Source organism: Neobacillus sp. B4I6 (assembly GCF_050434045.1).
Classification (GTDB): Bacteria; Bacillota; Bacilli; order Bacillales; family Cytobacillaceae; genus Neobacillus.
The window spans coordinates 3,919,841-3,943,467 of the sequence record NZ_JBNPWB010000002.1 but is presented as its reverse complement, the minus strand read 5'-3'; the positions used below and the strand labels follow the sequence as shown (position 1 = coordinate 3,943,467).

Here is a 23,627-nt window from a genome sequence, read left to right as displayed (position 1 = left end):
TAAATGAAACTAGACAGTGCATTAGAGCAAGCAAGCACGGTAGTAAAGCAATATCAGGATGGTTTGGAGTATAAGAAGCAGATGGGATTCTTGGATAAGTGGGCAGAGTCCGAACGGTTTAAAGCGGGCATACAGTGGCCACCAGTAACCGATAAAACGAAAACACTCCCACGTCCAGTCGTGAACATGATTAAGCAAATTGAAAATCATAAGGTTGCATCTGTCATGAATGAGAATATCAAGATGGTGTTTTCAGCAAGTGAGGTTGCAGATGAAGGATCTCCAGAATATGAAGCAGCTGACCTTTATACCCGTTATGCGGATACCACATGGGAAGAAGTGAAACAGCAGGAGCTTAACGAGGAAGCCTTGGATAGTGCGTCTAATGTCGGTACAGGCATCTGGCACTATTACTATGATACGAGTAAATACGGTGGCAATAAGCTGAAATACCAAGGGAAGATATGCGGTGAGATTATTGACCCGGTTAATTACTTTCCCGGTAATCCACAAAACCGTAATGTCCAGCAACAACCATATAACATTATTACCTATCGTGATCTAGTCGCAAATGTTCGCAAAGAGGCAGAGGCGAATGGAGTCCCACAGGAAATGATTGCTTTGATTAAGTCGGACAGTGATACGCAAGACCAAGCCTATGACTTAGCCAAGAAAGAACTGGCTGATAAAGATAAGCTCACGGTTATTACAAAGTATTGGAAAGAGAACGGCGAAGTTCACTTCCTTAAAGTCGCTAGCGGGGTCGTGGTGAAGCCACAAACAAACATGCGATTGAAACTATACCCTCTTATTGTCATGCAGTGGGAACGCCGTAAACGGTCTATATTCGGTGTAGGTGATACAGAAACATTAATCCCGAATCAAAAGGCGCTCAATCTTTTAATTGCGATGCAAATACTGTCCACTCAATTAACAGGATGGCCGAAAGTGATTGTGGATCGTGCGATTGTTCAAGGGAATGTGACCAACACTCCAGGTGAAGTCATCAACGTGAACAGTGGCGGTGGAGGTAACTCGGTAGGAAACGCTGTCCAATATCTGAATCCTGCCAATGTATCGACAGGCTCCTTCAACTTGATTGATAGCTTGTTATCGAAAACAAAAGAGGTAGCGGGCGCCAATGAATCAGCCTTAGGGGAAAACATGGGAAGCCAACTCAACGCATCAGCCATTATGATGTTACAGAAAGCGTCCGGTATTCCGTTAGAATCCATCAAACGGAGATTTTACCAAGCGATGGAGGACACAGGAAATGTTTGGCTAGATATGTGGCAAGTGTACTACAATACGGACCGTATGATCGCGGTGAAAAACGATGACGGAGAGCCACAAAGTGCCGTATTCAATGGTGAGAAATACAAAGATATTGAAATGAGCATGAAAGTGGACATTGGACCATCTTCTTCTTATTCGGAAACACTCATGATGTCCTCATTAGATAAGCTGTTTGATACGCAGCAGATTACATTGGAGATGTATTTGAAGTACGTTCCTAACAACGTTGTACCATTTAAAGACAGATTGTTAAAAGATATTCAAGCGCAGCAAGAAGAACAAATGATGATGCAAGAACAGCAGATGCAAGAACAACAGATGGAAGAAGAGCAACAAGTGTATGCGGATGACATGATAGCGGAACAGGAACAAGCGGCTACGGAACAGGAAGCCCCCCACAACTTTGACCGACTATTAGCTCAATTGCCGAAACATCAACAGAAAGCCTTTGAAAAGCTTTCACCCGAAGAACAAGATGCCATTATGAATCAATTAATGTCTGAACAAGAAGCCCAATAAGGCTTTTTTATTTTGTCCTTAGCATGACGCTATAAACTGCTCAATACTATTCGCCAACCATAGCGAAGGAGGATTTCAAATGTCAGAAGAATTATTAGGTGGCAGCCAAACCACTCCCGAACCAGAAACACAGGAACCATCGATACAGCAAGAACCAGCACAAACACAGGAACCTGTCACCACACAGGAGCCGAATTATTTCACGGTTAAATACAACAAAGAAGAGCGCCAAGTATCCTACGATGAGGCACCCGACTACATTCAAAAGGGGCTTAACTACGAAAAGGTACAACAGCGCGCCACAGAATATGAACAGCATCTAAACCGTGTTGCTCAATTGTCGGGATACCAAACCCACGAAGAGTTTATTTCAGCCTTAGAAGAGGCAGAAGAGCGCCAACGTTATGAAGATGCAGGGGTTGACCCCGAAGCCTTTAACAAGCTCTTGGAAACTCACCCTGATATGCAGTATGCAAGGGAAATGAGAGCCAAAGAACAGGAACAACGGCAGATCCAATCGGAAGTTGAACAGTTACGCGAACGATTTCCTGATTTAAAACCCGATGATCTCACGGAAGAATTATTCACTGTGAAAGAACAGCGTGGTGTTCCGTTGTTGCATGCGTATTTAGAGCTTAACTTTTCGAAACTTGCTCAACAAAAAGAGCAAGAAGCTATCCAAAAACTACAACAAAATGTTCAATCCTCACCAGGTTCATTAGGCGGCGGAGATGTTCCACACACGAAAAGTGTCAGTAACCTCTCACAAAAGGATTTTGGCAGCTTAGTAGACCAAGTATTAAGGGGAGAACGAAAACAATTATAGGGGGAATTATAGATGGCAACTAACATTCAAACATACTCACAAGGTGGAGCAGGATATGCAACATTAACAGCGGAGCAAGCGGAATTTTACCAAAGAGCGATGCTCGAACGCTTAATTGATAACGTAGTATTCATGAATTACGGTAAGAAACAAAACATTCCGAAACAAGCAGGGGCTACTACTTCATTCAGACGTTTAGAGCTTCCTACACTAAGCACGAATGCCATTGTCGAGGGTACCACTCCTGATGGCATCGATTTAACGATCAATAAAATTTCTGCTACTGTAAAACAATACGGTGCATGGACAAAAACTTCTGACTTCCTAGACCTGACTGGATTGGATCCGGTTGTTACGGAAACTGCTCAAATGTTTGGGGATCATGCAGGTCTTTCTATGGATATCATTGTGCGCGACATTGTAGCAGCAGGAACAAACGTTAAATACGCATCTACAGCAAGTTCTCGTGTGACAGTTGCAGCAGGAATGAAGATTTCGGCGGCTGACATTATCAAATGTCGTACAATTCTTGTGAAAAACAATGTAAAACCAATCAAACTTCCTAACGGTGGTAAAGGATATGTTCAGTTTACTCACCCAGAAGTCATTGCGGCTATCATGAATCTGACTGAATGGAAAGAACAAAATACCTATGTTGACGTAAAAAACCGTGAACAAGGTATTGCTGGACAAATGTACGGCATCTACTTCCTAGAGGCTAACACGGCTCCTGTATTTACTGGTGCGGGCGCGGGTGGAATTGATGTCTATGGTTCTATTATCATTGGAGATGGCGCTTATGGTATCCCTGATGTTCAAGGTTCTTCTAAGCCTGAAATCATCGTTAAAAACTCTAAGGGCGACAGTAACGACACTTCTAACCCAATGAACCTATATAGCACAATCGCATGGAAATCAGTCTTTACTGCTGTTCGTCTTCAAGAAAAATCGATTCTTCGTTATGAAAGTGCAATTGTTTAATAAAACAAATGAAGGGGGCTTCGGCTCCCTTTTTATTTATGAGGAGGAAATTTAATGTCTAAAACACAAAAAGAAGTAGAAAAAGAACTATTATCCGATCGTGACGCAATCTTGGCACAACCGAAAGTGAAATTATTCATCCCTCATGATAGAAGTAACCCAGCTAAACACAGAACGGTTATCATTAACGGGCAAGAATTTATCCTAGCAGTAGGTAAGCAGCTTGAAGTACCAGAAGTTGTTGCCGAAGTATGGAACGACTCCTATAGTCGTACGGTTGAAGCTGAATTTAATATGGAAAAATTCAATGAAGTATAGAGCCCTAAACAGGCTCTTTTTTCTTTATAAGGGGGTTTATCCATGCCTTTAATCACAAATCAACCTAGACGAAACGGAAGCCTCGTGGTCACTGAATTTGTTGATAGCGTTGGTACAAATAATGTGACGTTCTCCATTCCTGACAACATCGAACAGGAAACCTTGCAAATATACAATATCAGTCCCGTGGAGTTACTTGTGAACGTCGGGACCCAATCAAATGTATCTGTTCCGGCTTACCGTGGGATTACATTGAATGAAACCTTTACAGCCTTCTCCATTAAATCTTCATTGGGTGTGGGGGGGTTCCGGGCAACCTGTTCCTACCAGGATTCCGATGAAGAGGACGAGATTATTTTAGATGATAAAATCACAGCCCTTACGACATCTTTGGTACAAAAAGCATCTCAATCTGATATAAGTGTAAATCCTAAATGGTTCGGGGCAAGTGGTTCTAAACAATCAACAACAGGAACGATAAATGCAGGTTCAAATCAATTAACTTTGGCTAGTGCGATTGATTTTAAAGATGGTCAAGGCATTGCAATTGCTCACGCAGGGACACCGTGCGCATTAGTTGCTCCGGATGGATTAGCAATAAGTAATGTAGGGCAAGCGGGAACGACAACATATTCCTATCAAGTTGTAGCATTAGATGCTAATGGAGGTTGTTCTACTGCGAGTTCGGCTATTACTACCACAACAAGTAAATTATTCAGTAGTTCTTACGCTGATATTGCAACAGCAATGAACTACGCTAACTATAATTCATTGTCTTGGTCACCTGTTAGCGGTGCGGTTTCATATGCAATTTATGGACGAGGTAAACTATTAGGTACAACACCTGAAAATACAACAACATTTTATGACTTTGGTGTAGATTCCTATACAAATTTTTGGAATTTACCAACCACCATAGCACCTTCCACTTCATTAGCAGGGACATTGGTTGCCGAAATTGTAGCTGGTGGTGGAACAAATACACTAACCTTATCTACAAACGCTATTACATCTGTAACTACACAAGCGGTACAGCACGATGATACACAAGCCTTAACAGATACGTTTAATTTTGCTTTTCCACTAGGGCGTTCCATTAAGATTTCAGAAGGGGTTTATAATACAACATCCCCGTTAATCTGGGATATTGACCACCAATATGAATTTAATGTGGATATGGAGGGTGTATTAAAACCGCAATCAGGGCTAGGTACTGCTCTTACCGTTAAACGTATGACAGGAGGAAGGTTGCAGTTACGAGTAAATGATGGTGGATGTGGTTCAGATACTGCCTTTTGCATCAATAACGTTGCTAGTACTGACGTGAAAGTATTCGGATTAAATTATGCTGGTACGGTTTGGAAAGTAATGGGTAGTTATGAAGATGCTAATAACTATGTAAGCACACAAAATACAGTTGAAGTATTCGCAACCCAATGTGGTAGAGCGTTAATACATGGCCCAGATAGTGGACACACAGACTCATTCGGTGCCTATAAAACTATTTGGGATCAATTATGTTCTCATGGCTCATTATTTAAAAACTCGTATGATATAACCATCCTTCACTATGAGAATCTTTTTAGAAATATAACAGAATCCAGTTTAACATTTAATACCTGTGGTTCGTTGCATTTGGGTACTATCGCACTTGGTGGCTTATCTAATGGTTTTGTCAATTTTATTTCAGCATCAAATGCTAGTATTCAAAAATTATTCTTAACAACCAATGATATGGTTTATGGAACATCATACCAATCAATAGGTCTGAAAGCATCAACAAGTTCAAATATTATTGTGACTACAGCCGTTATTGCGAAGTGTCTAGATGCTATTAGTTACGATAATTCAAGTACAATTACTATTCTTGATTTTGAACCGTCTAGCTGTACAAACATCATACGTAAAAATGGTGTGGTGCTTGACACAACAAATGCAAAGAAATCATTACATTTTGAAACGATAAAAAGTGTTGCTTCTACTGTTATAGATTCTACAATGGCGACGGGAAATGTGGGAATTGAGCATGGTTCCATTAGTAATGCAACAACTCCATTTTTAGATTGGCACTCATCAGGGTTTGTAAATGATTATGATATTCGGTTTATGGCATCAGGTGGGACGAATGGATCGAATGGTGGTGGTGATTTAACTGTTACTGCTGCTAACTTTAAAGTAAGTGGTGCTATACAAGAGGGTGGTGTGACACTAGATTCAAAATATGCAAAAATAGCCTCTCCAACGTTTACTGGTACAGTAGCCTTACCTGTAGCAACTACTACAGGAAACTTAACGGTAGGCGGTTCAATTAACTCAAGTAGCACTATGAGTTTAACAGGGGCGAATCAGGGTGTTGAAGTCGGTTCTACATCAACAGTAGGTACGCCTTATCTAGACTTTCATTCAAGTGGAAGCGCGAACGACTTTGACGCTCGTATTATGGCAAGTGGTGGGACTGATGGTACTAACGGACAAGGGAACTTAAATTTCTCGGCTAACATTCAATTAAACAGTGGTACAGCTCTCAAAGGGCATTTATCCGCAACTGCTTCTCTTAGCGGATTTGGGAGTATTCCAGCACAAGGTTCTGCTATTCAAACAATTACGGTGTCAGGTGCAAGTATTGGTGATAACTGTTATGTTTCACCGAATGCCGACATAGGAGCAGGGTTGGTGTGGTCTGCTTGGGTTAGTGCAGGAAGCACCATAACAGTCCGTGTATCTAATCCAACCGCAGGTGCTATTACCCCAACAACAGCGACTTGGAGAGCGGATTTGTGGAAACATTAATTCATCTTTGGACAAAAGTGAGTCGAAACTCAAGAACGAAATTCAGAGCCTTTTTAGGGCTCTTTTTTATTTATAAGGAGGTGGACAAATGAACCTCGAACAAATCATTAACGAGATTAACAAAGACCTGGACGATACCCAGGACAACGGGGATTTAATCGGCTGGATTAATCGATGTATGGATGATCTGTCACCGATTGCCAAAAAAGAAGCAAAAACCGTTTATGAGATTTCCTCCTTAAACGGTTATGATTTGCCAGAGGATTTACTCGAAATCGCCTTAGTTCTGGTGAATGGTACACAATATGATCCCGTTGTGTTAAATGATTCGTGGAGTACAGGGTACAAAAGGTGGGGGAATGTGTTGTCACTTCAAAACGCCCCTTCTGACGGTCAGGTAGAGCTGTATTATTTTAAACGATTGTCTCATTTAGAAAACTTAGAAGATGTGCCGGAGATTGAACCAACCTTTCATGATTTATTCATTCTCTATACCATCGCTCACCAGCAGTTTTCGGAAGATGAACCCGAACGTCAAATGGATGCTCTCACTCGGTATAACAATCGCAACGGGGAATTCAATCGTTTTGTGATGGCAAATTCCTTTGTTTATAATTCACAACGGCAAATAACAGATGTGTGGTGGTAAACCATGGGCGAAAAATTATATGCAGATTTTCGAGACTTTTCATTAGGGTTAAACCAGAAGGATGGACCCACTCTCATCTTAGATCAAGAGCTAATGGATGTTGAAAATGTCATCTTAGGTAAGGGATTTGCACAAAAACGATATGGCTTTGAAAAATATTCTACTGTGCTGCCGAATCCCATTACCAAGTTATATGAATATAAAAAAAACAGCGGAACCAAAGAGTTTTTATCGGTCAGTAACTTACAACTTTACAAAGATGTGAGCGGTACTCCGACAGCCATTACAGGAGCGCTTACAAGCAACACAGTGAAGATGTTGACCTATAAAGATAGAAACATCAATGATGCGACATTAATCGCTGACGGTGGCAGTTTGAAAGCCTATAACGGCACATCTGTAAGTGTGGTTACACCACACGTACCGACAGATGGCACAGGGGGAACACCGTTAGAAACAACAGATCCTGGCTTAAATGACTTAGCAAACTTAACAAACTTCCGTACCATTGCTATGAAAAAGGATAGAGTCTTTGCGGCAGCGCACCCAACGGTTAAAAATAGAGTGAGTTTTTGTTATTTTGACCCATACAAAGGGTATGCGGTCTATGATTACTGGCCAGCTATTTACTTTTTTGACGTAGCGGTAGAAGATAACGATGAGATTGTAGAACTGAAAGTATTTCGAAATGTGCTGATGATCTTCTGTAAGAAAAGTGTATGGGCATTACGTGGTGATGGAGTCACCTTAGCAGACTTAGAGCTTATCAAAGTAAACGTGCCGAATGGTTGTATTGCACCAAACAGCGTGCAGGAGGTGGGAAATAACCTGTTTTACTTGGGTGATGACCATGTGTACAGCTTATTTGCATCCGAACAGGAATTTGTATCAGCACAGATTATGAGCACTAAGGTTCAGCCTATTCTCAAATCTATTGGGATCACAGACAAGGCGCTTGCAACGTCTATTTTTTATGACAACAAGTATTATTTGAGTTTTCCGAGCGGTTTAACGATGGTGTACGATGTGACACTCGAATCATGGACCAAATTCACGAATATCAAAGCCAACTCCTTCCTTATCCGGGATGGGGTTCTTTATTTTTCAGCCAACACCGGATATATCTATAAATTTAACGAGAATCTTTACAGCGATGATGGGCAACCAATCAATTATCTATTAGAAACCAAGATTTTTGATTTTGGCTTGCCAATAAATAAAAAGAAATTCCGGCGGGTTTTTTTCATTACAAAAGATTATGACGGATTCAATACCTCTTTTGTTCCTGTTTTGACCATCGATCAGACGTTATCCATCGATTTGAATCAAGTCGATAGCGGTAATTCTGGTATATGGGATACCTCTGACTGGGATGAAGTGGAATGGGAAGCGCATAACAACATAAAGTCCGGTGGATCCGGTATATGGGATACTTCTAGCTGGGATGAAGCCGTTTGGGATTCAAGAGAGACCACAAGAACGGATTATAAAATACGGCAAAAAGGGAATGACATTTCAGTAAAAATCACAAATAACAATTTAGACGAACCCCTTTCGATTTATGGGATATTATTCGAATACGAAAATAAAGGAATTAAATAAGGCGGTGGCACAATGGCGTGGAGTAGATTATACAACTTTCAAAATGGAACAAAAATTAACTCTGGTCAAGTAAACGGGGAATTTAACCAATTAATTGCGGCAGCCAATCAACTTCAAACGGATGACGAGACAAAAGATACAAACTTACGGGCGATTGCGCAGCTAAACAAAATTACAGCTGACACAGGCGACTATAAGCTGAAAGTGACAAATGCAGCGAATGACTTCTTAGCACAAATTATCGCGAATGTGATCGGGTTACAAACAGTCTACTGCGTTGCCGGGGCGGTCAACAATCCTTCTGCAGCGGATAGTGTCCGGGGGACAGCTTATGTATACAGTAACTTTGGTTGGGTAACGGTTTTTGATAAAACAGGCGGTGTTTTTACCAATCACCTTGATAACGGAGCGTGGCAAGGATGGAACAAGCAACAATCCTTATGGTCGGGCGCAACCTACCCACCAGCAGCTACTACAATTACCCCAACTAAGCCACTATCTAAATGCCGGAATGGCTGGATGTTGGTATGGAGCGACTATGACCCTGGTACAGGTTCGAATGATTACGATATTGCGTATTCTCAAATTCCGAAAGACACTCCGTTTCTAGGGAGAGTTCACACATTTGATGTACCGAATAATGCTTCATCCTCCAATGTAAGCACGATTGTAAAAAAATTAACCGTCAATGATACCACGTTGGTAGGCTCGGACGATAACGGATCAGCAACAACCAATACCAACGATGTCGTATTAAGAAATATCTTAGAATATTAGGAGGTTAATATGAAAATATTTATTCAACTAAATGGAAATCGTGTGGTCAATCAAGGGAGTACAAAAGGTGCAGATCAGGATATTGAATTAGAAGTAGCAGAAGATCATGAAGTATTGCGAAATCCGTTTGTTTTTACGTATGAAAACGGACAATTAATTAAAGATGAAGCGTATCAGCAACAACTCATCCAAGAAAAAGAAGCACGTGAAAGCGAACCGTCTACAGAGGAAAAACTCGAACTTATGCAAAAAGCGATTGACGATATTATTTTAGGAGTGATATAGCTTGGGCGAATATATGGGTCAAAGAATAATAAGCGGTGTTTATACCTACGACTATGTGATTTCCAAGCGTCCGGACCTAAAAGAAGAAGGTATCGACGCTTATTTAATTTCTAATGGACGAGAAGACCTAATCACTCAATAAGGAGGTCGTCACATGGCGAATACCTTTAGTTATAATTACAAACCGATGGATTACAAAACGGCTCAAAAGCAAGTGTCCGGGCAAGTTGACCCTCTCTTTAACCGTGCCATCCAAGGGATCAATCAACAAAAATATCAATCCGATGTGCAGGCCGGGCAAGTGGCGGCGGCAAGAGGACTCGGTCATTCTGGCTTAGCGGCGGACCAACTCAATAAGATTGCGATTGGGGCTCAAGGGCAAATTGGCGACTTAAACGCCCAGCGTGCATCACAATTGGCTCAAATGTCTAACGATTTAATGTGGCGGGATAAAGAGTTTGGTATGCAGGATAGAGCGCAGAAATACAACGAATTTAATTCAGACCGTGGGTACAACTATCAAGTCGGCAGAGATAAAGTCGGGGATAGTCAATGGGATAAAACCTATAATCGGGGTGTGTACGAGTCAAACCGTAATTATAAACGCGGCGCATATGAATCTGACCGATCTTATAAACGGGGAGCGTACGAATCAGACCGTAATTATAAACGTGGTGCCTATGAGTCAGACCGAGAAAACACATGGAGGAAATACACTTATAACACTATGAGTGCATCCGATAAAGCAAATCTTGACTGGAATAAGAAACAGTATGGCGAAGATGCAGCGTGGAGAATGTACGAAATGAAATATAACGGAGAAATAGCAAAAGAGGGTTTTTAAGTTCTGTGGAAAGCGGCTCACCTGGTTCTACTCCATCTTCAAGCGGGTATGGTTCTACTCCATCTTCTTCAAGTGGATTAGGTTCATTATCTAGCAAGTATGAATCAGGCGGTGCCGGTGCTGGAACTATCGGCCGCAATAGTGGTGATTGGGGCGGTGCTTCCTACGGAACGTATCAGATAGCCACAAATACTGGAACGATGAAAACCTTCATGAAATACTTGAAATCTGCTAATCCGTCCATGTATCAAGCCTTAGCAAGGTCTTCACCAGGTTCAAGTAGTTTTGACCAAACTTGGAAAGCCTTAGCGAAAAATTACGGCAAAGAATTTAATAATGTGCAGCATGGGTTTATTAAAAAGTCCCACTATGATCCAGCGGCAAGTAAGGTATTGAAATCGACAGGTATAGATGTAAATAGATATTCATCAGCCTTACAGAATGTTCTATGGAGCGTATCCGTACAACATGGTTCAGGCGGTGCTAGTAAAGTGTTTAGAAATGCTGGCATAAGAAAAGGCATGAGTGAAGCGGAAATCATTAAACGAGTATATGCCGAGAGAATGGCGAATGGAGGCAGGAAATACTTCTCCCGTTCTTCTCCAAGTATCCGTAATTCAGTTGTAAGACGTTTCAAAAATGAATTAAGAGATGCACTTAATATGCTGGGATAGGGGAGAAGTAAATGGCATTCGATGATAAGTATTATAAGAAGGTATTCGAAAGTAGATATGGGAAGGGCTCGTTTGATGCGGGCCTTTCTGAAGCTAGAGAAATAGGCCGTGCCAAAAGAAGAAAAGAAGAAGCAGAACAAGCAGCAAAGCAGAAGAAAACTTATGGTGATGCGGTATCCTATTGGAGCGACCCTATCAATAAAGAGCAAATTAAATCAGTCGGTGCGGCAAAGGTAATAGATAATATCCGGAATGATCCTGCCCAACAAGAAATGATTAAATCCCAAGGCTTCAATGTAGAGGATTATTTAGATGGCATCACCAATGCGGCATCCGATGGAAAGTTTCGTTCAAATCGTGAGTATAATCAATATAAAACCAACTTGTTAGCAGAAACAAAACGTGAAGATAAAGAGTTTAAAGCAAAGAATGGGATGTCTAAACAAGAATACTACGACTTAATCATAAAGCCTAAACAAGATGCTGCTAAGAAGAATAAAGAAAATAAAAGTCTTGTCCCTGAAATAGGAAGCAAGAAGAAAAAGAAGGATGAACCCTTCTTAACCGATTTGAAAAACTTCTTAACGGGTAAAGATACAGATGGAGACGGAAAGCCTAATGGGTTGTTTCGTGCCCTTGAAATTATAGATAGACCTGGGGATGCTATCCGTACCGGGATAAAGGAAAAAGTACAAGGTCGTGGTTTTTGGCAAGGTGCAAAAGATGGGTTCTTAGGAAACAAGGATACATCAGGTGAAGAACTAAATAAGACTTTAGGCTTCGATCCTAAAAAGAATAAAACACACAGAACTATCGCTAATGAATTTGGTAGACTTGCTATTAATACTTTTCAGCCTGGGGGCGCGCTTCTCACCACTTTTCTAAATGATAAACAAAGGGATGCGGTGGGGGACGAAGCGTCAAGAATGGCAACTGAAATGGCCTTAGACCCATTAAACTTGATAGGTACTGGAATTGTGTCGAAATCAGCAAAAGGGCTCAGTAAGCTTGATAAGCTAGGTGAGATGATTTCTAAAGCGGCAAGTAGATCTAAAGGTTCAAATAATGCAGAAGAATTATTGGGATTACCAGCGCCACAAAAAGCATTGCCAGCACCAAAGGGTAATACACCAGAACGATACCCTTCTAATTATAATTATGAAGAGTATGGATTCAAGGGTGAGTCTGCAGATACACCTGATTGGGTTAGAGGGTTTAACAAAGAACAAGATGCCCGTGTATTAGGTTTACCAGAACCTCAAAAGGGACTACCCGAACCACAAAGAAGATTGATGGAACCACAAGGACCTAAACCGACGGAAAAAGAATTCAGTGAAGTGACTGCACTAAAAAACGATGTTCTTAACCCGTTCGATAATACTAAAACACCATCAGGTAAAACAACACAAGCAAAACCGGACCCAGAATTGAATGCGGCGATTCAACAACAATATGAATATCTTAAAAACTCAATGGGTAAAGGTGTAGATTCTGGCCTAACTACTCGAGATTCCGGAATAAATGGGTTTGGTACAGCGTCGGAAGTTACCGGGCGTTACTCGGTAAGCAATAATCCTAAATGGTATCAAGATTTTTACGCATTAAATAAACGTAAACCTAACAACGCAGAATTGCGTCAATTAGCTGAACAACACGTAAGAGAAGGTTTTCAAGATGAATTTGGGAATATTCCTGCTTGGAGTCCTAAGAAAGTACGGGAAATTGATGATCAAATTGATGAAATCCTCACTACCATTAGAGAAAACCCTGAACAAGAACCAATTTTACGCCCGATTTTAGAAGCTTTACAAGAGGATAAAGCAATTGCTTTAAATGAAACGGCACCTTCTAAGACTTCAACTAGAGCAGAGAAACTAAGAAGCCAGGCGGATGCTTTAGAAAGGGAGGCACAACGTTTAAGAGGGTTAACCGAATCAGAAACAGCGGGTATTGTACCGGGGCAACCGATTCAAAAAGGCAAAAACTATTCAGAACCATTAAGAGCAAGAGAAGATAAGCGACAAGAGGCCTTGAAACAAGCGGAAGAATTAAAGCGCCAAGCAGAAGCTTCCGAAAAACATCAGGCCAGAAAAGAACAACGTGCGGGAATGTCTGATTCTGAAAAGAAGGTCAGCAAGGTAGAAAAGGATTTGAAAAAGGCTAAATCTAATTTGGAACTAGCTTTAAGTGGTAAATCACCGGCTTTGGAATCATTTATTCCTGATTTAAAGAAAGAGGTTCCTAGATTAGAAAAAAGATTAGCTAAACTTTTAGGAGAGCAGGCACCAAAAAAGAAAGAAATTCCATTGGTACCTGAAATTCGAAAAGTATCCGGCAAAGCTGATTTTAAATCTAAACTCTTGATGGATTTAGATTTACATCAAGGTTATCTTAAAACAGTTACAACAAAGAAAAGATTAGACAAGATGACTAAGGAAGAATTAACTACCATTCGTCAACAATTGGCTTCATCTAAGGAGATGACCAAACAGATAAAAGAAGATCTTAAAAAGGTTGACGAGTTTTTAGTGAAATTGAATTTGCAAACGTTCGGAAATGCCCAGAAAAAAAGTTCGGTAAATAATCCTGTTACAGATACACAAAGACAATCACAAGGAAATGCCGATTCATTCCGTTCAAAAATCAACGATACACCAAAGAAGAAGGAAAGTATCCTAAAGGGGTTACGTACTCAATTTGTTGATGATGTGGCACCGTTAGAAAATATTGAAAAGCTGATAGCAGGAAAAGTAGGCAGCGCAGAGAATAGTTTATACAAGCAAGCGAGGTTGTTTAAGGGATCACCCGAAAAAGCCCATATGATTGTACAGGAACAAATGCAGCCGATTCTTCGTGACTTACAGGCTAACAAAACGGATATAAAAGACTTGCGAGATTACGCTCTTGCGGTTCATGCGAAGGATGTTAATTCTAAAGGGATAAATTCCGGATTCACGAATGCAGAAATAGACGATGTTATAAACAGATTAGGTTCTGAATCAATGGAAACTATGCGGAAAAAAATGGTTGGTGTTAATAACCATGTACTTGATATGCTATCCTCTGGTGAAAATCCTGTTCTAAGCAAGGAACAAGTAACTGCTATGAGGGAGAAATGGCCTAACTACATGTCGCTATTCCGTTCATTTGATGACGATAAAATTGAATTCGCCGGCGGTATGAATAAAGCGATGGCTAATGCAACAAACCCTATAAAGAAACTTGAAGGATCCAATCGAGATGTTATTGACCCAATGGAAAGCATGGTTAAAAACATCTTTAAAGCTGTGAATGCCATTGAAAAGAACAAAGTTTCTGCACAAGTCGGTAAATTAGCCGAAAAAGATGTAGAAGGTAATTTTATTCGGAAGTTAGCGGATAATGAAGATACAAGCCGAGTGAATGTTATAAGCGTCATGGATAACGGGAAGAAAGTAAAATATGAAGTTCCTCCAGAAGTGTATAAAACTTTAATGAATTTAGACAAGGAATCAACGAATACACTTGTAAAGATACTTCAAAAACCTGCTTCCCTTTTACGAGCAGGGGCAACCTTAACACCTGAATTTAGCTTGCGAAATCCTTTGCGTGATGTGCCGAATGCTTTTGTTGTGTCTGAATCTGGTTTTAATCCAATTACAGATTTCCCAGTTGGATTATGGCAATCAATATTTAAAGGCAGGACCGTTAAAATCGGGAATAAAGAATTCGAAACTCCAGGGAAATTGTACAAAGAATGGGTTAAAGAAAATGGTGGTTATGGGAATCTTATTTCTATGGACAGAAAACTCCATCAACAAACGCTTAAAAAAGCTCTTTCGGAAGTAAATACTAACTACATTGATGTGCTTGATCCTAAAACGTATACGACTCTAATGAAAAAACTTGCTAACCCAATTGGTGTTTTGCGTAATATTGCGGATGTAAGTGAATCAGCAACTAAAGTGGGAGAGTTTAGAGCGGCATTACGTAAGGGTACAACGCCACAAGAAGCAGCATACCGTGCTAGAGATATTATGGACTTCGGTCGGGCTGGCATAAGTGCAAGAGAAGCAAATAAGGTAGTAGCATTTTTGAACGCGAATATTCAAGGTAAGAGTAAACTTTTGAGGTCATTTAAAGAAAGACCTGCTCAATTCATAGGGAAGGCTGTTGCTGCGGTTACAATCCCGACTATAGGCGCGCGTGTGGCTCAAGAAACATACGCTAATGAGAAACAAAGGGAAATTATTGACGATGCACCACAGTGGTTAAAGGATACTTTTTATCTCATTCCTGTTCCTGGAACGAATCAAATTGCACGTATCCCTAAACCGTTTGACTTAGCTTTTGCCTTCTCGAATACACTAGAAAGAGCTATGGATTACGCGTTCAAGAACGACAAAGACGCTTTTGATGGTTGGATTAAAGAAGGCTTTTCACAAGCTTCTATTCCTACTATGTTAACGGGTATTGCTCCGATTATTGAAGGAATGGCGAACTACTCTTTCTTTCGTAAGGGTCCGGTTATTCCAAAGCGAGAAGAAGGCATGAATTTTCCGGATCAATATGATGTCAATACAACGGAAACAGCAAAAGTATTAGGCAAGGGAATAAACAAGGTTACAGGCGGTCAAGGTGCATTTAAAAACTTTGGTTCACCACGTATCATTGATAATACGATTCAAGGGTTCACGGGCGGTCTAGGTACGTATTTTACAAGTGCGATTGATATGTTTGCAAAGGGTGGAGAAGGTGAACCGGTGCGGCCAGAAAAGAGCATTGACCAAATGCCGGTAGCTAGAGCATTTCTTGTCAATCAATCTTCATCGGGTGAATCTCTTGACAAGTTGTATAATTTAAAAGAAAAACTCACAAAAGCAAGAGGATCAGCGAAACAAAACTCAAAACCATTTGCCGATGAAGGGAAATACAAGGTAGTTAATAATGCTACGAAGTCGATTGGAAACTTAAATAAGCAAATACGATCAATTGAAAACTCACCAGATTTATCAGCACAAATGAAAAAAGCACGCTTAGACGAATTCATTAGATTACGGAATGACCTTTCAAGGCAAGCGCTGAAAAACATAAAAAACATGGAGTGATAAAATTGGCGTGGTATCATTGGATTGGAGCATATTTAATTATAATTGCTGGAACAACGTTTACTATCATACCTGATAAGCCCTGGTGGTTATGGCTTGCTATATTTGTAGTAGGTGGAATCGGATTATTAATTGGATTATTGATACCTGGAAAAGAAGATAAATACGCAAAAAGTAACCGAGAGAGCTGAAATCCAGCTCTCTTTTATTTGGGGGGGAATGAAGATGATAATCGCATCACAACAATTACACGTCATTCAAACATATTTATTTGGTGGGGTGAAATTCTTAGATTTACTAGCTATTCTTATGTTAGTGGACATTATTACAGGGGTTATGAAAGCAATCAAAGAAAAACGATTACGAAGTCGAAATGCTCTTTTTGGATACGCTCGTAAAATTGGGGTATTCGGGATCGTTATCCTGGCGAACATCATTGACCAAATACTTTCATTGAATGGAACGGTGGCTTTTGCTACGGTTCTTTTTTATTGTGCCAACGAAGGTTTATCTATTATTGAAAATGCTGCCCAAATTGGAATCAAAGTACCCTCAGTTATTACAGACAAATTGCATGTGATTCAAGAAAAAGATAAAAAAGGAGAGGGTAAAGAATGAGTTTATTTAAGATAAGCTTAGATGCAGGGCATGGCGGTTTTGGGGTAACACCAGGTAAAAGGGTTCCAGACGGTTCTATGTATGAATGGGATTTTAACGGCGCAGTTGTAAAAAATATTATGGCTGAATTGCTGAATTACGAGGGTGTAACCATGCTTCGTGTGGATGATCCGACAGGAAAAACGGATGTTCCTTTGAAAGAAAGATCAACAAAAGTAAACAATTGGGGTTCTCATGCCCACATATCTGTTCATGCTAATGCAGCGAGTGATGAATGGGGACCTGCACACGGTGTTGAGACCTTTACTTACACTTCTCCTTCTAAAACGTCTGTAGAGTTAGCTACAAAGGTACAAAATTCTTTAATTAAAGCGACAGGTTTAACAGATCGGGGAGTAAAGAAGGCAGATTTCCACATCATCCGGGAGACTCATATGCCTTCCATTCTTGTAGAGTGTGGGTTTATGTCCAATAAAGAAGAAGCAGCACTCCTTAAATCAAGCGATTACCGTAAAAAGTGTGCCTTGGCGATTGTGGAAGGTTTAGCGGATCAGTTTAATTTAAAGAAAAAACCTGTTGTAGTAAAACCTGTTTCAAAACCTGTTGAAACGTCAACTGTAAAGGTAAATGTCATCACTGGATGGTACACGGAAGGATCCAGTGGTTTAGCTGCTCTCGAAAAGTTTCTAAAAGACCATGGCTGGAAATACCGAAAAGAAATAGTAAAAGAATAACAAAAGGGCCCTTCTCAATCGAGAGGGGCTTTTAATAAGCTACTTCATACATTCTATTCAATCTCACACCATTACTCATGAAGTGTAAGATGTTGTAATCACAGTTTTTATATTTCGTTTTAAAGTGTTGCTCCATCATATTCATTACATTCGTATCACTTAAATCAAAATCATCCACATAAAACAGATTATTTACTACATAATACCATTGTTCCTCATTTAATCTCGGATGTTCTACATTTCTATATTCCTGGTAAAAAGATAAGTAATATTCAATACATTCAATTGCGTCATCTTTTACAGAGAACTTATTTTTAAAATCATTAAAAGAAAAACATAGGACGGAATCTTGTTCCGTTCCCTTATTGTTTTTGTAATCTCTGTTTTTAATATCTGTAGTAATCTCTGTTAAAGAACGTGTGTTTTCATCATTTCCATTTTCCGAATCCGTATTTTCCTTTTGTTGATTTCGCAAAAACCAAGTAAATTGGTCAACGAAGGCTTCTTTATTTAATTTATAGTGCGTTGTGGGATTACCATATGCTTTTTTAATTTTCGTTTCCAATATACCTAATTCAGTTAATTTCTTTTTTGATTTTCTGACAGCGTATTTACTTAATCTTAATTCGTCATGCCATTCTTTATCTGATTTAAAAATAAAACCGTCTTTCCTTGTTCCTCTATCTGACCAGTAAATAAGTTGTGATAAAAACAACCCACATTCCAAGTCATTTACAAAGTCCACAAAAGCAACATTCAATGTAATAATATTTTCATGTCCTGTTAGTTGACGAATAATATCAAATGTTTGGTGTTTAAAATCACTCATTCTTCATCCTCCACTTTGGGTCTACTTTTCATTTTCTTCATACATTTCTTCTATTTTTACATTCAATAATTTTTGTAATCTCAAAATATATAAAACACTTGGTGTTGATTTAGCAAAGCCATCTTCATTCTTACACCAGTTTGTAAGCTGCGCTTGTGTAGCTCCGATCTGTTCAGCTACCCACTTCAAACGCAATCCTTTATTCTCTAATATTTCCCCTAAATTTGACTTAACTTTTGCCTTCAAAATTAGCCCAACTTCCATAATATGATGTTCACCTCCTCATTATGCCATTTTCTTAATTATAATACAAATTATAAAATAATACAAATAAAATTATAAAATATTGTAATAATGGACATTCCAACCCCAATACCCTTTAATATACCCAATTAAAACCCCCGTTGGTAGCCTGTTCGGGAATCATCAAAAAGTAGAACTATCAACTATTCATCCTATAATTTTCGAATACCCATTTCGAGGGATAACTTATTATATAAGTTCCAATGAGGTGGCGTTGAAGGGAGAGGAAAACTAAATGATTTTCGAAGTGGTCTCAACAACAATTTTTGGAGCAATTTCTTTGAAAGCTTATTTATCAAAAAACGGGGCAGGGAACGACTCGAAGAAACTCAACAAAATATTCACACTAAGTGGATTAAATGTAAAGGACGGAGATCGCACCTTAACCACTCAACAAGTAAAGAAAAGAAATGAGGAATGGGGAACAGAGTATAGGTATCGGATTCCTTTGGGAAGAAGTTTTGAAGACTATGTAGCGAAACAAAAAGTAATTGAAGCAGGAGTAAACACTCGCTCGGTTAAAATTAGACTAAAAGACCTAAGAGAGTTGAAATTAGATAGAAACATCATATCAACTATTAAAGGTATATACACAAAGAAATTGACCGATAGAAAGGAAATAGAGCTTTCTTATGACGGTATGTTAATCATTCGCATTTACAATGAACCTTTACCCACTCAAGTGGATTTTCAAGAAGGCAAAGGGTGGAAAGTGGTATTCGGGGCAACCAGAGACCGAAATAAATTAATCTTCCATGATTTCGAAAGTTTTCCACATTTATGCCTAGGTGGTGCTACGAGGTACGGTAAATCTAATTTAATTAACTGTATTATTAACGCTTTGATTAGGCAGCAACCAAACGATGTCAAACTTCACCTGATAGACCTAAAAGGCGGTGTGGAGCTTTGCGACTATGAAAGTATTAAGCAAACTGAATCAATCGCCTACGAGCCAGAGGAAGCCTTAGAAACATTAGAAAATGCCTATCAGCTAATGAGAGGAAAACAAGATATCCTAAGGAAAGCAGGAAAGAAAAAAGTGGAGGATGCTGGAATTGCCGAAAGACATTTTATCATTATCGATGAAGTGGGGGAATTAAATCCGGATGAAGCAGTAAGCAAAGAAGAGAAGGCACTTAAACAACAATGCCAAAAATATATGAGTCAAATTGCCAGGTTAGGAGCCGGACTAGGATTTAGGTTAATCCTAGCTACGCAGTATCCCACTGGCGATGTAATCCCTAGGCAATGCAAACAAAACAGTGATGCAAAACTTTGTTTCCGGGTTCAATCTGGAACAGCATCAAGGGTAGTCTTAGATAGTGAAGGAGCCGAAACCCTACCCAAAGTTAAGGGGAGAGCAATTTATCAAATGGCAGACCAAAAAGTTATTATCCAAACCCCTCTAATTACTCCGGAAATCATCCAAGAAACCATTACACCATTTATTACTCCTAATAAGGGAGGGAGAACCATTGAAAAGGTTGACCGAGAGACAAGAAAACATACTGTTGAGCTTGAAGAAACTGGACTATCTTAACCGAGAACAATTAAGTACGATTCACAGACTTGGTACCAAACGAAACGCCAATCGAATCCTCAAAGAATTATCCCCTTGCCTCTCTTCCTTTCGAGAGGACGATCAACCAGCTATTTACTATTTAAATGAAAATGGTCGGGAGTATGTAAATTCAACCAAAGAAAGGCGAAAAAACAAGTTTGTCAATCACGTAATTATGAGAAATGATTTTTATATATTCGCTGGATACCCTCATGATTGGAAAAACGAAATGAAGGTGAAGGATGGAGAATACTCCGTTATCTGTGATGCGTTGTTTAAATCCAATGGGAAGTATCACTTTTTAGAGGTGGATTCTTTACAAAAAATGAAAGCTAATCGAGAAAAGATTGTTCAATATAAAGGGTTGTTTGAAAACAGAGCGATTGAAGAACATTTCGGATACTTCCCTTTGTTGATATGGCTGACCACAACAGAGTTGAGAAGAAGGCAACTAACGGAATTATGCAAACCGTTACCATGCGCGATTTATACCATCAATGACATTAAATAAGGAGTGAACAGCATGAAAACCATTCAATTCAGCGAATTTATGTCTGGTGAGTTTAGAGTGAAGGAGAAGGAGAAAAGACGGAAACGGATAGCCACAACCACAAAATTAGCAAGTGCTGCTCTCTTACCATTGGCTACTGGCGGGGCGGTAGGAACATTAAGTTTTGCAATAAAGGCTTTCGCTGCTACAAATGCTGTTCCTGTTATGGCTCCGGTGGTTGTGGAAGTCGGGGCGAAGGCATGGGCAGGACACCAAGCTTTATCAACCTTAGCCCATGCACTTGATCCGGTGATTGATATATTAGTCGCTCTTAGCTTCCCTATCGCTTCTGTGGTCATTGTGGGATCTTGCTTCCTATTTATGTTTGGTAATTCCGAAAAGGCGTGGACAGGAATTCAAAACGCTGGATTAGGATATGTCTTGATACAGGTATCTCCCGTCATCTTAGATGTACTGAAACAAGTAGGCGGTGCGGTTTAGGAGAAGCAATTCTCCTTTTTTTTTGGTTAAAATAAAGGGCCATGTGTATTGACCACATGACCACATTTTGTTCACACACTATAAATTTTTGACCACGATTAGAGTTATTTACAATGAAAAGTATATGCACTAAAGTTAATTAAACTCACTTTCAGACGCTTGTGAGCAAGTGAAATATAAACGATATCTAACACGGCACATGTTGAATGTGTTTGTGTGCTATATATGGCTGATTAAGGATTGGAAAAAATAAATAATATCCATCATAGAGCATCTGCAGAAAAATGCAGGTGTTTTTGTTTGTTTGTATAAAATGCTTTAGAATGAAATTAAATTAAATTTTATTATGATTAAAAGCATTTGGTTAACATAATTTAGGAAGAGGTTTAGTATGAATAATGAAAAAAGGAAGTTGTCACCAGAACAACATGAAGAAATACTTAGAACATTGAAAGCCCGTTTTGAGAAAAACATGAATCGCCATAAAGGACTTGAATGGGCTAATGTACAAGCAAAGCTAGAAACTAATACTGAAAAACTGTGGTCGCTTTATGAAATGGAAAGAACAGGCGGTGAACCGGATGTTATCGATCATGATAAACAGGCGGGCGAATACATTTTTTATGATTGTTCAGTGGAAAGTCCTAAAGGCCGCAGAAGTGTTTGTTACGATCGTGAAGCGCTGGAGTCAAGGAAAGAACACAAACCAAAAAACAGCGCTATAGATATGGCTGCTGACATGGGTATTGAGATTTTAACGGAAGAACAATACCGGGAGATGCAGAGACTTGGAAATTTCGATACTAAAACATCGAGCTGGGTGAAAACACCTGATAATATTAGAAAACTCGGCGGGGCCATCTTTTGTGATCGTCGCTACGATACTGTTTTTGTGTACCATAACGGAGCAGAATCCTACTATGCTGCCAGGGGTTTCCGTGGCTCGCTAAGGGTCTAAATTTTGCTGTGAAACGCTGCCTTGTGAAGGGACAACTCATTTTTAAGAAAGGCGACTAACCCATTTTTGGGAGTTGCCTTTTTACGTTTCCTGCAACGGATTACCAAATCTGTATTGAATAGGAATAAAGATATGATGACAAATGAATAGAACGATTAACTTATGACTAAAATAAAATTTGACTGGACACCAATTAGTGTCATATAATAAAGACACCAATTAGTGTCCTATTTAAAAAGGGGGGGTGATTTTGAGCGAGAAAAATCAAGAGCGTGATGTTTATGCAGCCATCGCTGACCCAACAAGACGTAAATTGTTAGGTTTGTTGGCGGAGGCAGAAGAGTTACCTCTTCATGAATTAACTGCTCAATTTCAAATGGGGCGTACTGCTGTCTCTAAACATTTGGCTATTCTTAAAGAAGCGGGCCTAGTTGCTGACCGTAAAGTTGGTAGAGAAACAAGGTATCGACTAAATGCGGCTCCGCTACAGGAAATTAAAGATTGGGTATCCTTTTACGAGAAATTTTGGAATGAAAGAGTGTTTATTTTAAAAAATTTAATAGAGGAGGAATAAAAAATGGCAGATGTATCATTAGATTTTCAGTTTACAAGTTCAATCAATAAGGTGTGGAACGCATTAACCGATTCGGATACTCTTGCAAAATGGATAATGGAAAATGATTTTAAACCAATCGCAGGACATAAATGTCAATTCCGAAATCCGCAGTGGAATTTAATTGTAGATTGTGAAGTACTAGTAGTGGACGAGCCTAATAAGTTATCTTACACATGGGTAGGTGGTCCGATAAACACTACAGTCACATGGACATTGAAGGAAGAGGATGGCACAACCTACTTACATCTTGAACAAGCAGGATTCGAAAAAGAAGATCAAGCGTTCAATGGTGCGAAATATGGTTGGGCGAATATGGGCGAAGATCTTAAAAAATTGTTAGGGGAAATGTAAGACCAAACCGAGGATATC

Annotated in this window: 24 protein-coding genes; 22 read left to right on the top strand and 2 right to left on the bottom strand. The window is 39.6% G+C overall.

All coding sequences use genetic code 11. The features are described from left to right. The first annotated feature begins 3 nt into the window (after positions 1-3). The 16 genes from QF028_RS21680 (at position 4) to QF028_RS21605 (ending at position 18,000) form a co-directional block, all read left to right on the top strand. On the top strand, positions 4-1,815 hold the full coding sequence (locus tag QF028_RS21680; protein ID WP_429468648.1) for a hypothetical protein: 1,812 nt from the start codon (positions 4-6) through the stop codon (positions 1,813-1,815). A gap of 79 nt (positions 1,816-1,894) precedes the next feature. Then, complete coding sequence (locus QF028_RS21675; RefSeq protein WP_429468646.1) at positions 1,895-2,641, top strand: hypothetical protein; 747 nt, start codon at positions 1,895-1,897, stop codon at positions 2,639-2,641. Between the two features lie 12 nt (positions 2,642-2,653). Continuing rightward, complete coding sequence (locus QF028_RS21670; RefSeq protein WP_429468644.1) at positions 2,654-3,622, top strand: N4-gp56 family major capsid protein; 969 nt, start codon at positions 2,654-2,656, stop codon at positions 3,620-3,622. 54 nt (positions 3,623-3,676) lie between these two features. Continuing rightward, positions 3,677-3,940, top strand: coding sequence for a hypothetical protein (locus QF028_RS21665; RefSeq protein WP_429468642.1), 264 nt, complete (start codon positions 3,677-3,679; stop codon positions 3,938-3,940). A gap of 42 nt (positions 3,941-3,982) precedes the next feature. Further along, complete coding sequence (locus QF028_RS21660; RefSeq protein ID WP_429468640.1) at positions 3,983-6,730, top strand: hypothetical protein; 2,748 nt, start codon at positions 3,983-3,985, stop codon at positions 6,728-6,730. A gap of 88 nt (positions 6,731-6,818) precedes the next feature. Beyond that, complete coding sequence (locus QF028_RS21655) at positions 6,819-7,379, top strand: hypothetical protein (protein WP_429468637.1); 561 nt, start codon at positions 6,819-6,821, stop codon at positions 7,377-7,379. Between the two features lie 3 nt (positions 7,380-7,382). Then, on the top strand, positions 7,383-8,981 hold the full coding sequence (locus QF028_RS21650) for a hypothetical protein (protein WP_429468635.1): 1,599 nt from the start codon (positions 7,383-7,385) through the stop codon (positions 8,979-8,981). Between the two features lie 12 nt (positions 8,982-8,993). Then, positions 8,994-9,758 carry a hypothetical protein gene (locus tag QF028_RS21645; RefSeq protein WP_429468634.1) on the top strand — a complete coding sequence of 255 codons (765 nt, stop codon included), beginning with the start codon at positions 8,994-8,996 and terminating at the stop codon, positions 9,756-9,758. A 9-nt stretch (positions 9,759-9,767) separates the two neighbouring features. Next, positions 9,768-10,043: a hypothetical protein gene (locus tag QF028_RS21640; RefSeq protein WP_429468632.1), complete on the top strand. Its 276-nt coding sequence runs from the start codon at positions 9,768-9,770 to the stop codon at positions 10,041-10,043. 1 nt (position 10,044) lies between these two features. After that, positions 10,045-10,185, top strand: coding sequence for a hypothetical protein (locus tag QF028_RS21635; protein ID WP_429468630.1), 141 nt, complete (start codon positions 10,045-10,047; stop codon positions 10,183-10,185). Between the two features lie 12 nt (positions 10,186-10,197). Continuing rightward, positions 10,198-10,887: a hypothetical protein gene (locus QF028_RS21630; protein WP_429468628.1), complete on the top strand. Its 690-nt coding sequence runs from the start codon at positions 10,198-10,200 to the stop codon at positions 10,885-10,887. A gap of 5 nt (positions 10,888-10,892) precedes the next feature. Next, positions 10,893-11,561, top strand: a complete 669-nt coding sequence (locus QF028_RS21625) for a hypothetical protein (RefSeq protein WP_429468626.1) — start codon at positions 10,893-10,895, stop codon at positions 11,559-11,561. An 11-nt stretch (positions 11,562-11,572) separates the two neighbouring features. Then, on the top strand, positions 11,573-16,648 hold the full coding sequence (locus tag QF028_RS21620; protein WP_429468623.1) for an LPD38 domain-containing protein: 5,076 nt from the start codon (positions 11,573-11,575) through the stop codon (positions 16,646-16,648). 5 nt (positions 16,649-16,653) lie between these two features. After that, positions 16,654-16,839, top strand: a complete 186-nt coding sequence (locus QF028_RS21615; protein WP_429468620.1) for a hypothetical protein — start codon at positions 16,654-16,656, stop codon at positions 16,837-16,839. A gap of 34 nt (positions 16,840-16,873) precedes the next feature. Then, positions 16,874-17,266, top strand: a complete 393-nt coding sequence (locus tag QF028_RS21610; RefSeq protein WP_429468617.1) for a phage holin family protein — start codon at positions 16,874-16,876, stop codon at positions 17,264-17,266. Further along, positions 17,263-18,000 carry an N-acetylmuramoyl-L-alanine amidase family protein gene (locus QF028_RS21605; protein WP_429468615.1) on the top strand — a complete coding sequence of 246 codons (738 nt, stop codon included), beginning with the start codon at positions 17,263-17,265 and terminating at the stop codon, positions 17,998-18,000. The genes QF028_RS21610 and QF028_RS21605 overlap by 4 nt, the downstream gene beginning before the upstream one ends. Positions 18,001-18,031: 31 nt before the next feature. Here QF028_RS21605 and QF028_RS21600 read toward each other — a convergent pair whose 3' ends face one another. After that, on the bottom strand, positions 18,032-18,829 hold the full coding sequence (locus QF028_RS21600) for a hypothetical protein (RefSeq protein ID WP_429468613.1): 798 nt from the start codon (positions 18,827-18,829) through the stop codon (positions 18,032-18,034). Between the two features lie 21 nt (positions 18,830-18,850). Continuing rightward, positions 18,851-19,093, bottom strand: coding sequence for a helix-turn-helix transcriptional regulator (locus tag QF028_RS21595; protein WP_429468610.1), 243 nt, complete (start codon positions 19,091-19,093; stop codon positions 18,851-18,853). 274 nt (positions 19,094-19,367) lie between these two features. On the opposite strand from QF028_RS21595, the gene QF028_RS21590 reads away from it, so the two are divergent. From QF028_RS21590 to QF028_RS21565, 6 genes are all read left to right on the top strand, one after another. After that, positions 19,368-20,672, top strand: coding sequence for an FtsK/SpoIIIE domain-containing protein (locus QF028_RS21590; protein ID WP_429468607.1), 1,305 nt, complete (start codon positions 19,368-19,370; stop codon positions 20,670-20,672). Beyond that, entirely contained in the window at positions 20,608-21,204 is a 597-nt protein-coding gene (locus tag QF028_RS21585) for a replication-relaxation family protein (RefSeq protein ID WP_429468604.1), read from the top strand. Before QF028_RS21590 ends, QF028_RS21585 begins: the two co-directional genes overlap by 65 nt. Before the next feature lie 12 nt (positions 21,205-21,216). Beyond that, the gene (locus tag QF028_RS21580; RefSeq protein ID WP_429468602.1) at positions 21,217-21,684 is read left to right on the top strand and encodes a hypothetical protein; all 468 of its coding nucleotides are present in this window, start codon (positions 21,217-21,219) and stop codon (positions 21,682-21,684) included. A 391-nt stretch (positions 21,685-22,075) separates the two neighbouring features. After that, positions 22,076-22,642: a DUF4256 domain-containing protein gene (locus tag QF028_RS21575; RefSeq protein ID WP_429468599.1), complete on the top strand. Its 567-nt coding sequence runs from the start codon at positions 22,076-22,078 to the stop codon at positions 22,640-22,642. Positions 22,643-22,892: 250 nt separating this feature from the next. Continuing rightward, positions 22,893-23,216 carry an ArsR/SmtB family transcription factor gene (locus QF028_RS21570; protein WP_429468596.1) on the top strand — a complete coding sequence of 108 codons (324 nt, stop codon included), beginning with the start codon at positions 22,893-22,895 and terminating at the stop codon, positions 23,214-23,216. A gap of 3 nt (positions 23,217-23,219) precedes the next feature. Next, positions 23,220-23,609 (top strand): SRPBCC family protein, encoded by a 390-nt coding sequence (locus QF028_RS21565; protein ID WP_429468593.1) that lies wholly within the window; start codon positions 23,220-23,222, stop codon positions 23,607-23,609. The last annotated feature ends 18 nt before the right edge of the window (positions 23,610-23,627 follow it).

Coding starts and splice junctions, on each gene's coding strand:
- QF028_RS21565 (WP_429468593.1), top strand. CDS start 23,220: ATGGCAGATGTATCATTAGATTTTCAGTTTACAAGTTCAATCAATAAG.
- QF028_RS21595 (WP_429468610.1), bottom strand. CDS start 19,093: ATGGAAGTTGGGCTAATTTTGAAGGCAAAAGTTAAGTCAAATTTAGGG.
- QF028_RS21620 (WP_429468623.1), top strand. CDS start 11,573: ATGGCATTCGATGATAAGTATTATAAGAAGGTATTCGAAAGTAGATAT.
- QF028_RS21680 (WP_429468648.1), top strand. CDS start 4: ATGAAACTAGACAGTGCATTAGAGCAAGCAAGCACGGTAGTAAAGCAA.
- QF028_RS21675 (WP_429468646.1), top strand. CDS start 1,895: ATGTCAGAAGAATTATTAGGTGGCAGCCAAACCACTCCCGAACCAGAA.
- QF028_RS21655 (WP_429468637.1), top strand. CDS start 6,819: ATGAACCTCGAACAAATCATTAACGAGATTAACAAAGACCTGGACGAT.
- QF028_RS21610 (WP_429468617.1), top strand. CDS start 16,874: ATGATAATCGCATCACAACAATTACACGTCATTCAAACATATTTATTT.
- QF028_RS21645 (WP_429468634.1), top strand. CDS start 8,994: ATGGCGTGGAGTAGATTATACAACTTTCAAAATGGAACAAAAATTAAC.
- QF028_RS21640 (WP_429468632.1), top strand. CDS start 9,768: ATGAAAATATTTATTCAACTAAATGGAAATCGTGTGGTCAATCAAGGG.
- QF028_RS21660 (WP_429468640.1), top strand. CDS start 3,983: ATGCCTTTAATCACAAATCAACCTAGACGAAACGGAAGCCTCGTGGTC.
- QF028_RS21605 (WP_429468615.1), top strand. CDS start 17,263: ATGAGTTTATTTAAGATAAGCTTAGATGCAGGGCATGGCGGTTTTGGG.
- QF028_RS21580 (WP_429468602.1), top strand. CDS start 21,217: ATGAAAACCATTCAATTCAGCGAATTTATGTCTGGTGAGTTTAGAGTG.
- QF028_RS21590 (WP_429468607.1), top strand. CDS start 19,368: ATGATTTTCGAAGTGGTCTCAACAACAATTTTTGGAGCAATTTCTTTG.
- QF028_RS21600 (WP_429468613.1), bottom strand. CDS start 18,829: ATGAGTGATTTTAAACACCAAACATTTGATATTATTCGTCAACTAACA.
- QF028_RS21670 (WP_429468644.1), top strand. CDS start 2,654: ATGGCAACTAACATTCAAACATACTCACAAGGTGGAGCAGGATATGCA.
- QF028_RS21650 (WP_429468635.1), top strand. CDS start 7,383: ATGGGCGAAAAATTATATGCAGATTTTCGAGACTTTTCATTAGGGTTA.
- QF028_RS21630 (WP_429468628.1), top strand. CDS start 10,198: ATGGCGAATACCTTTAGTTATAATTACAAACCGATGGATTACAAAACG.
- QF028_RS21665 (WP_429468642.1), top strand. CDS start 3,677: ATGTCTAAAACACAAAAAGAAGTAGAAAAAGAACTATTATCCGATCGT.
- QF028_RS21575 (WP_429468599.1), top strand. CDS start 22,076: ATGAATAATGAAAAAAGGAAGTTGTCACCAGAACAACATGAAGAAATA.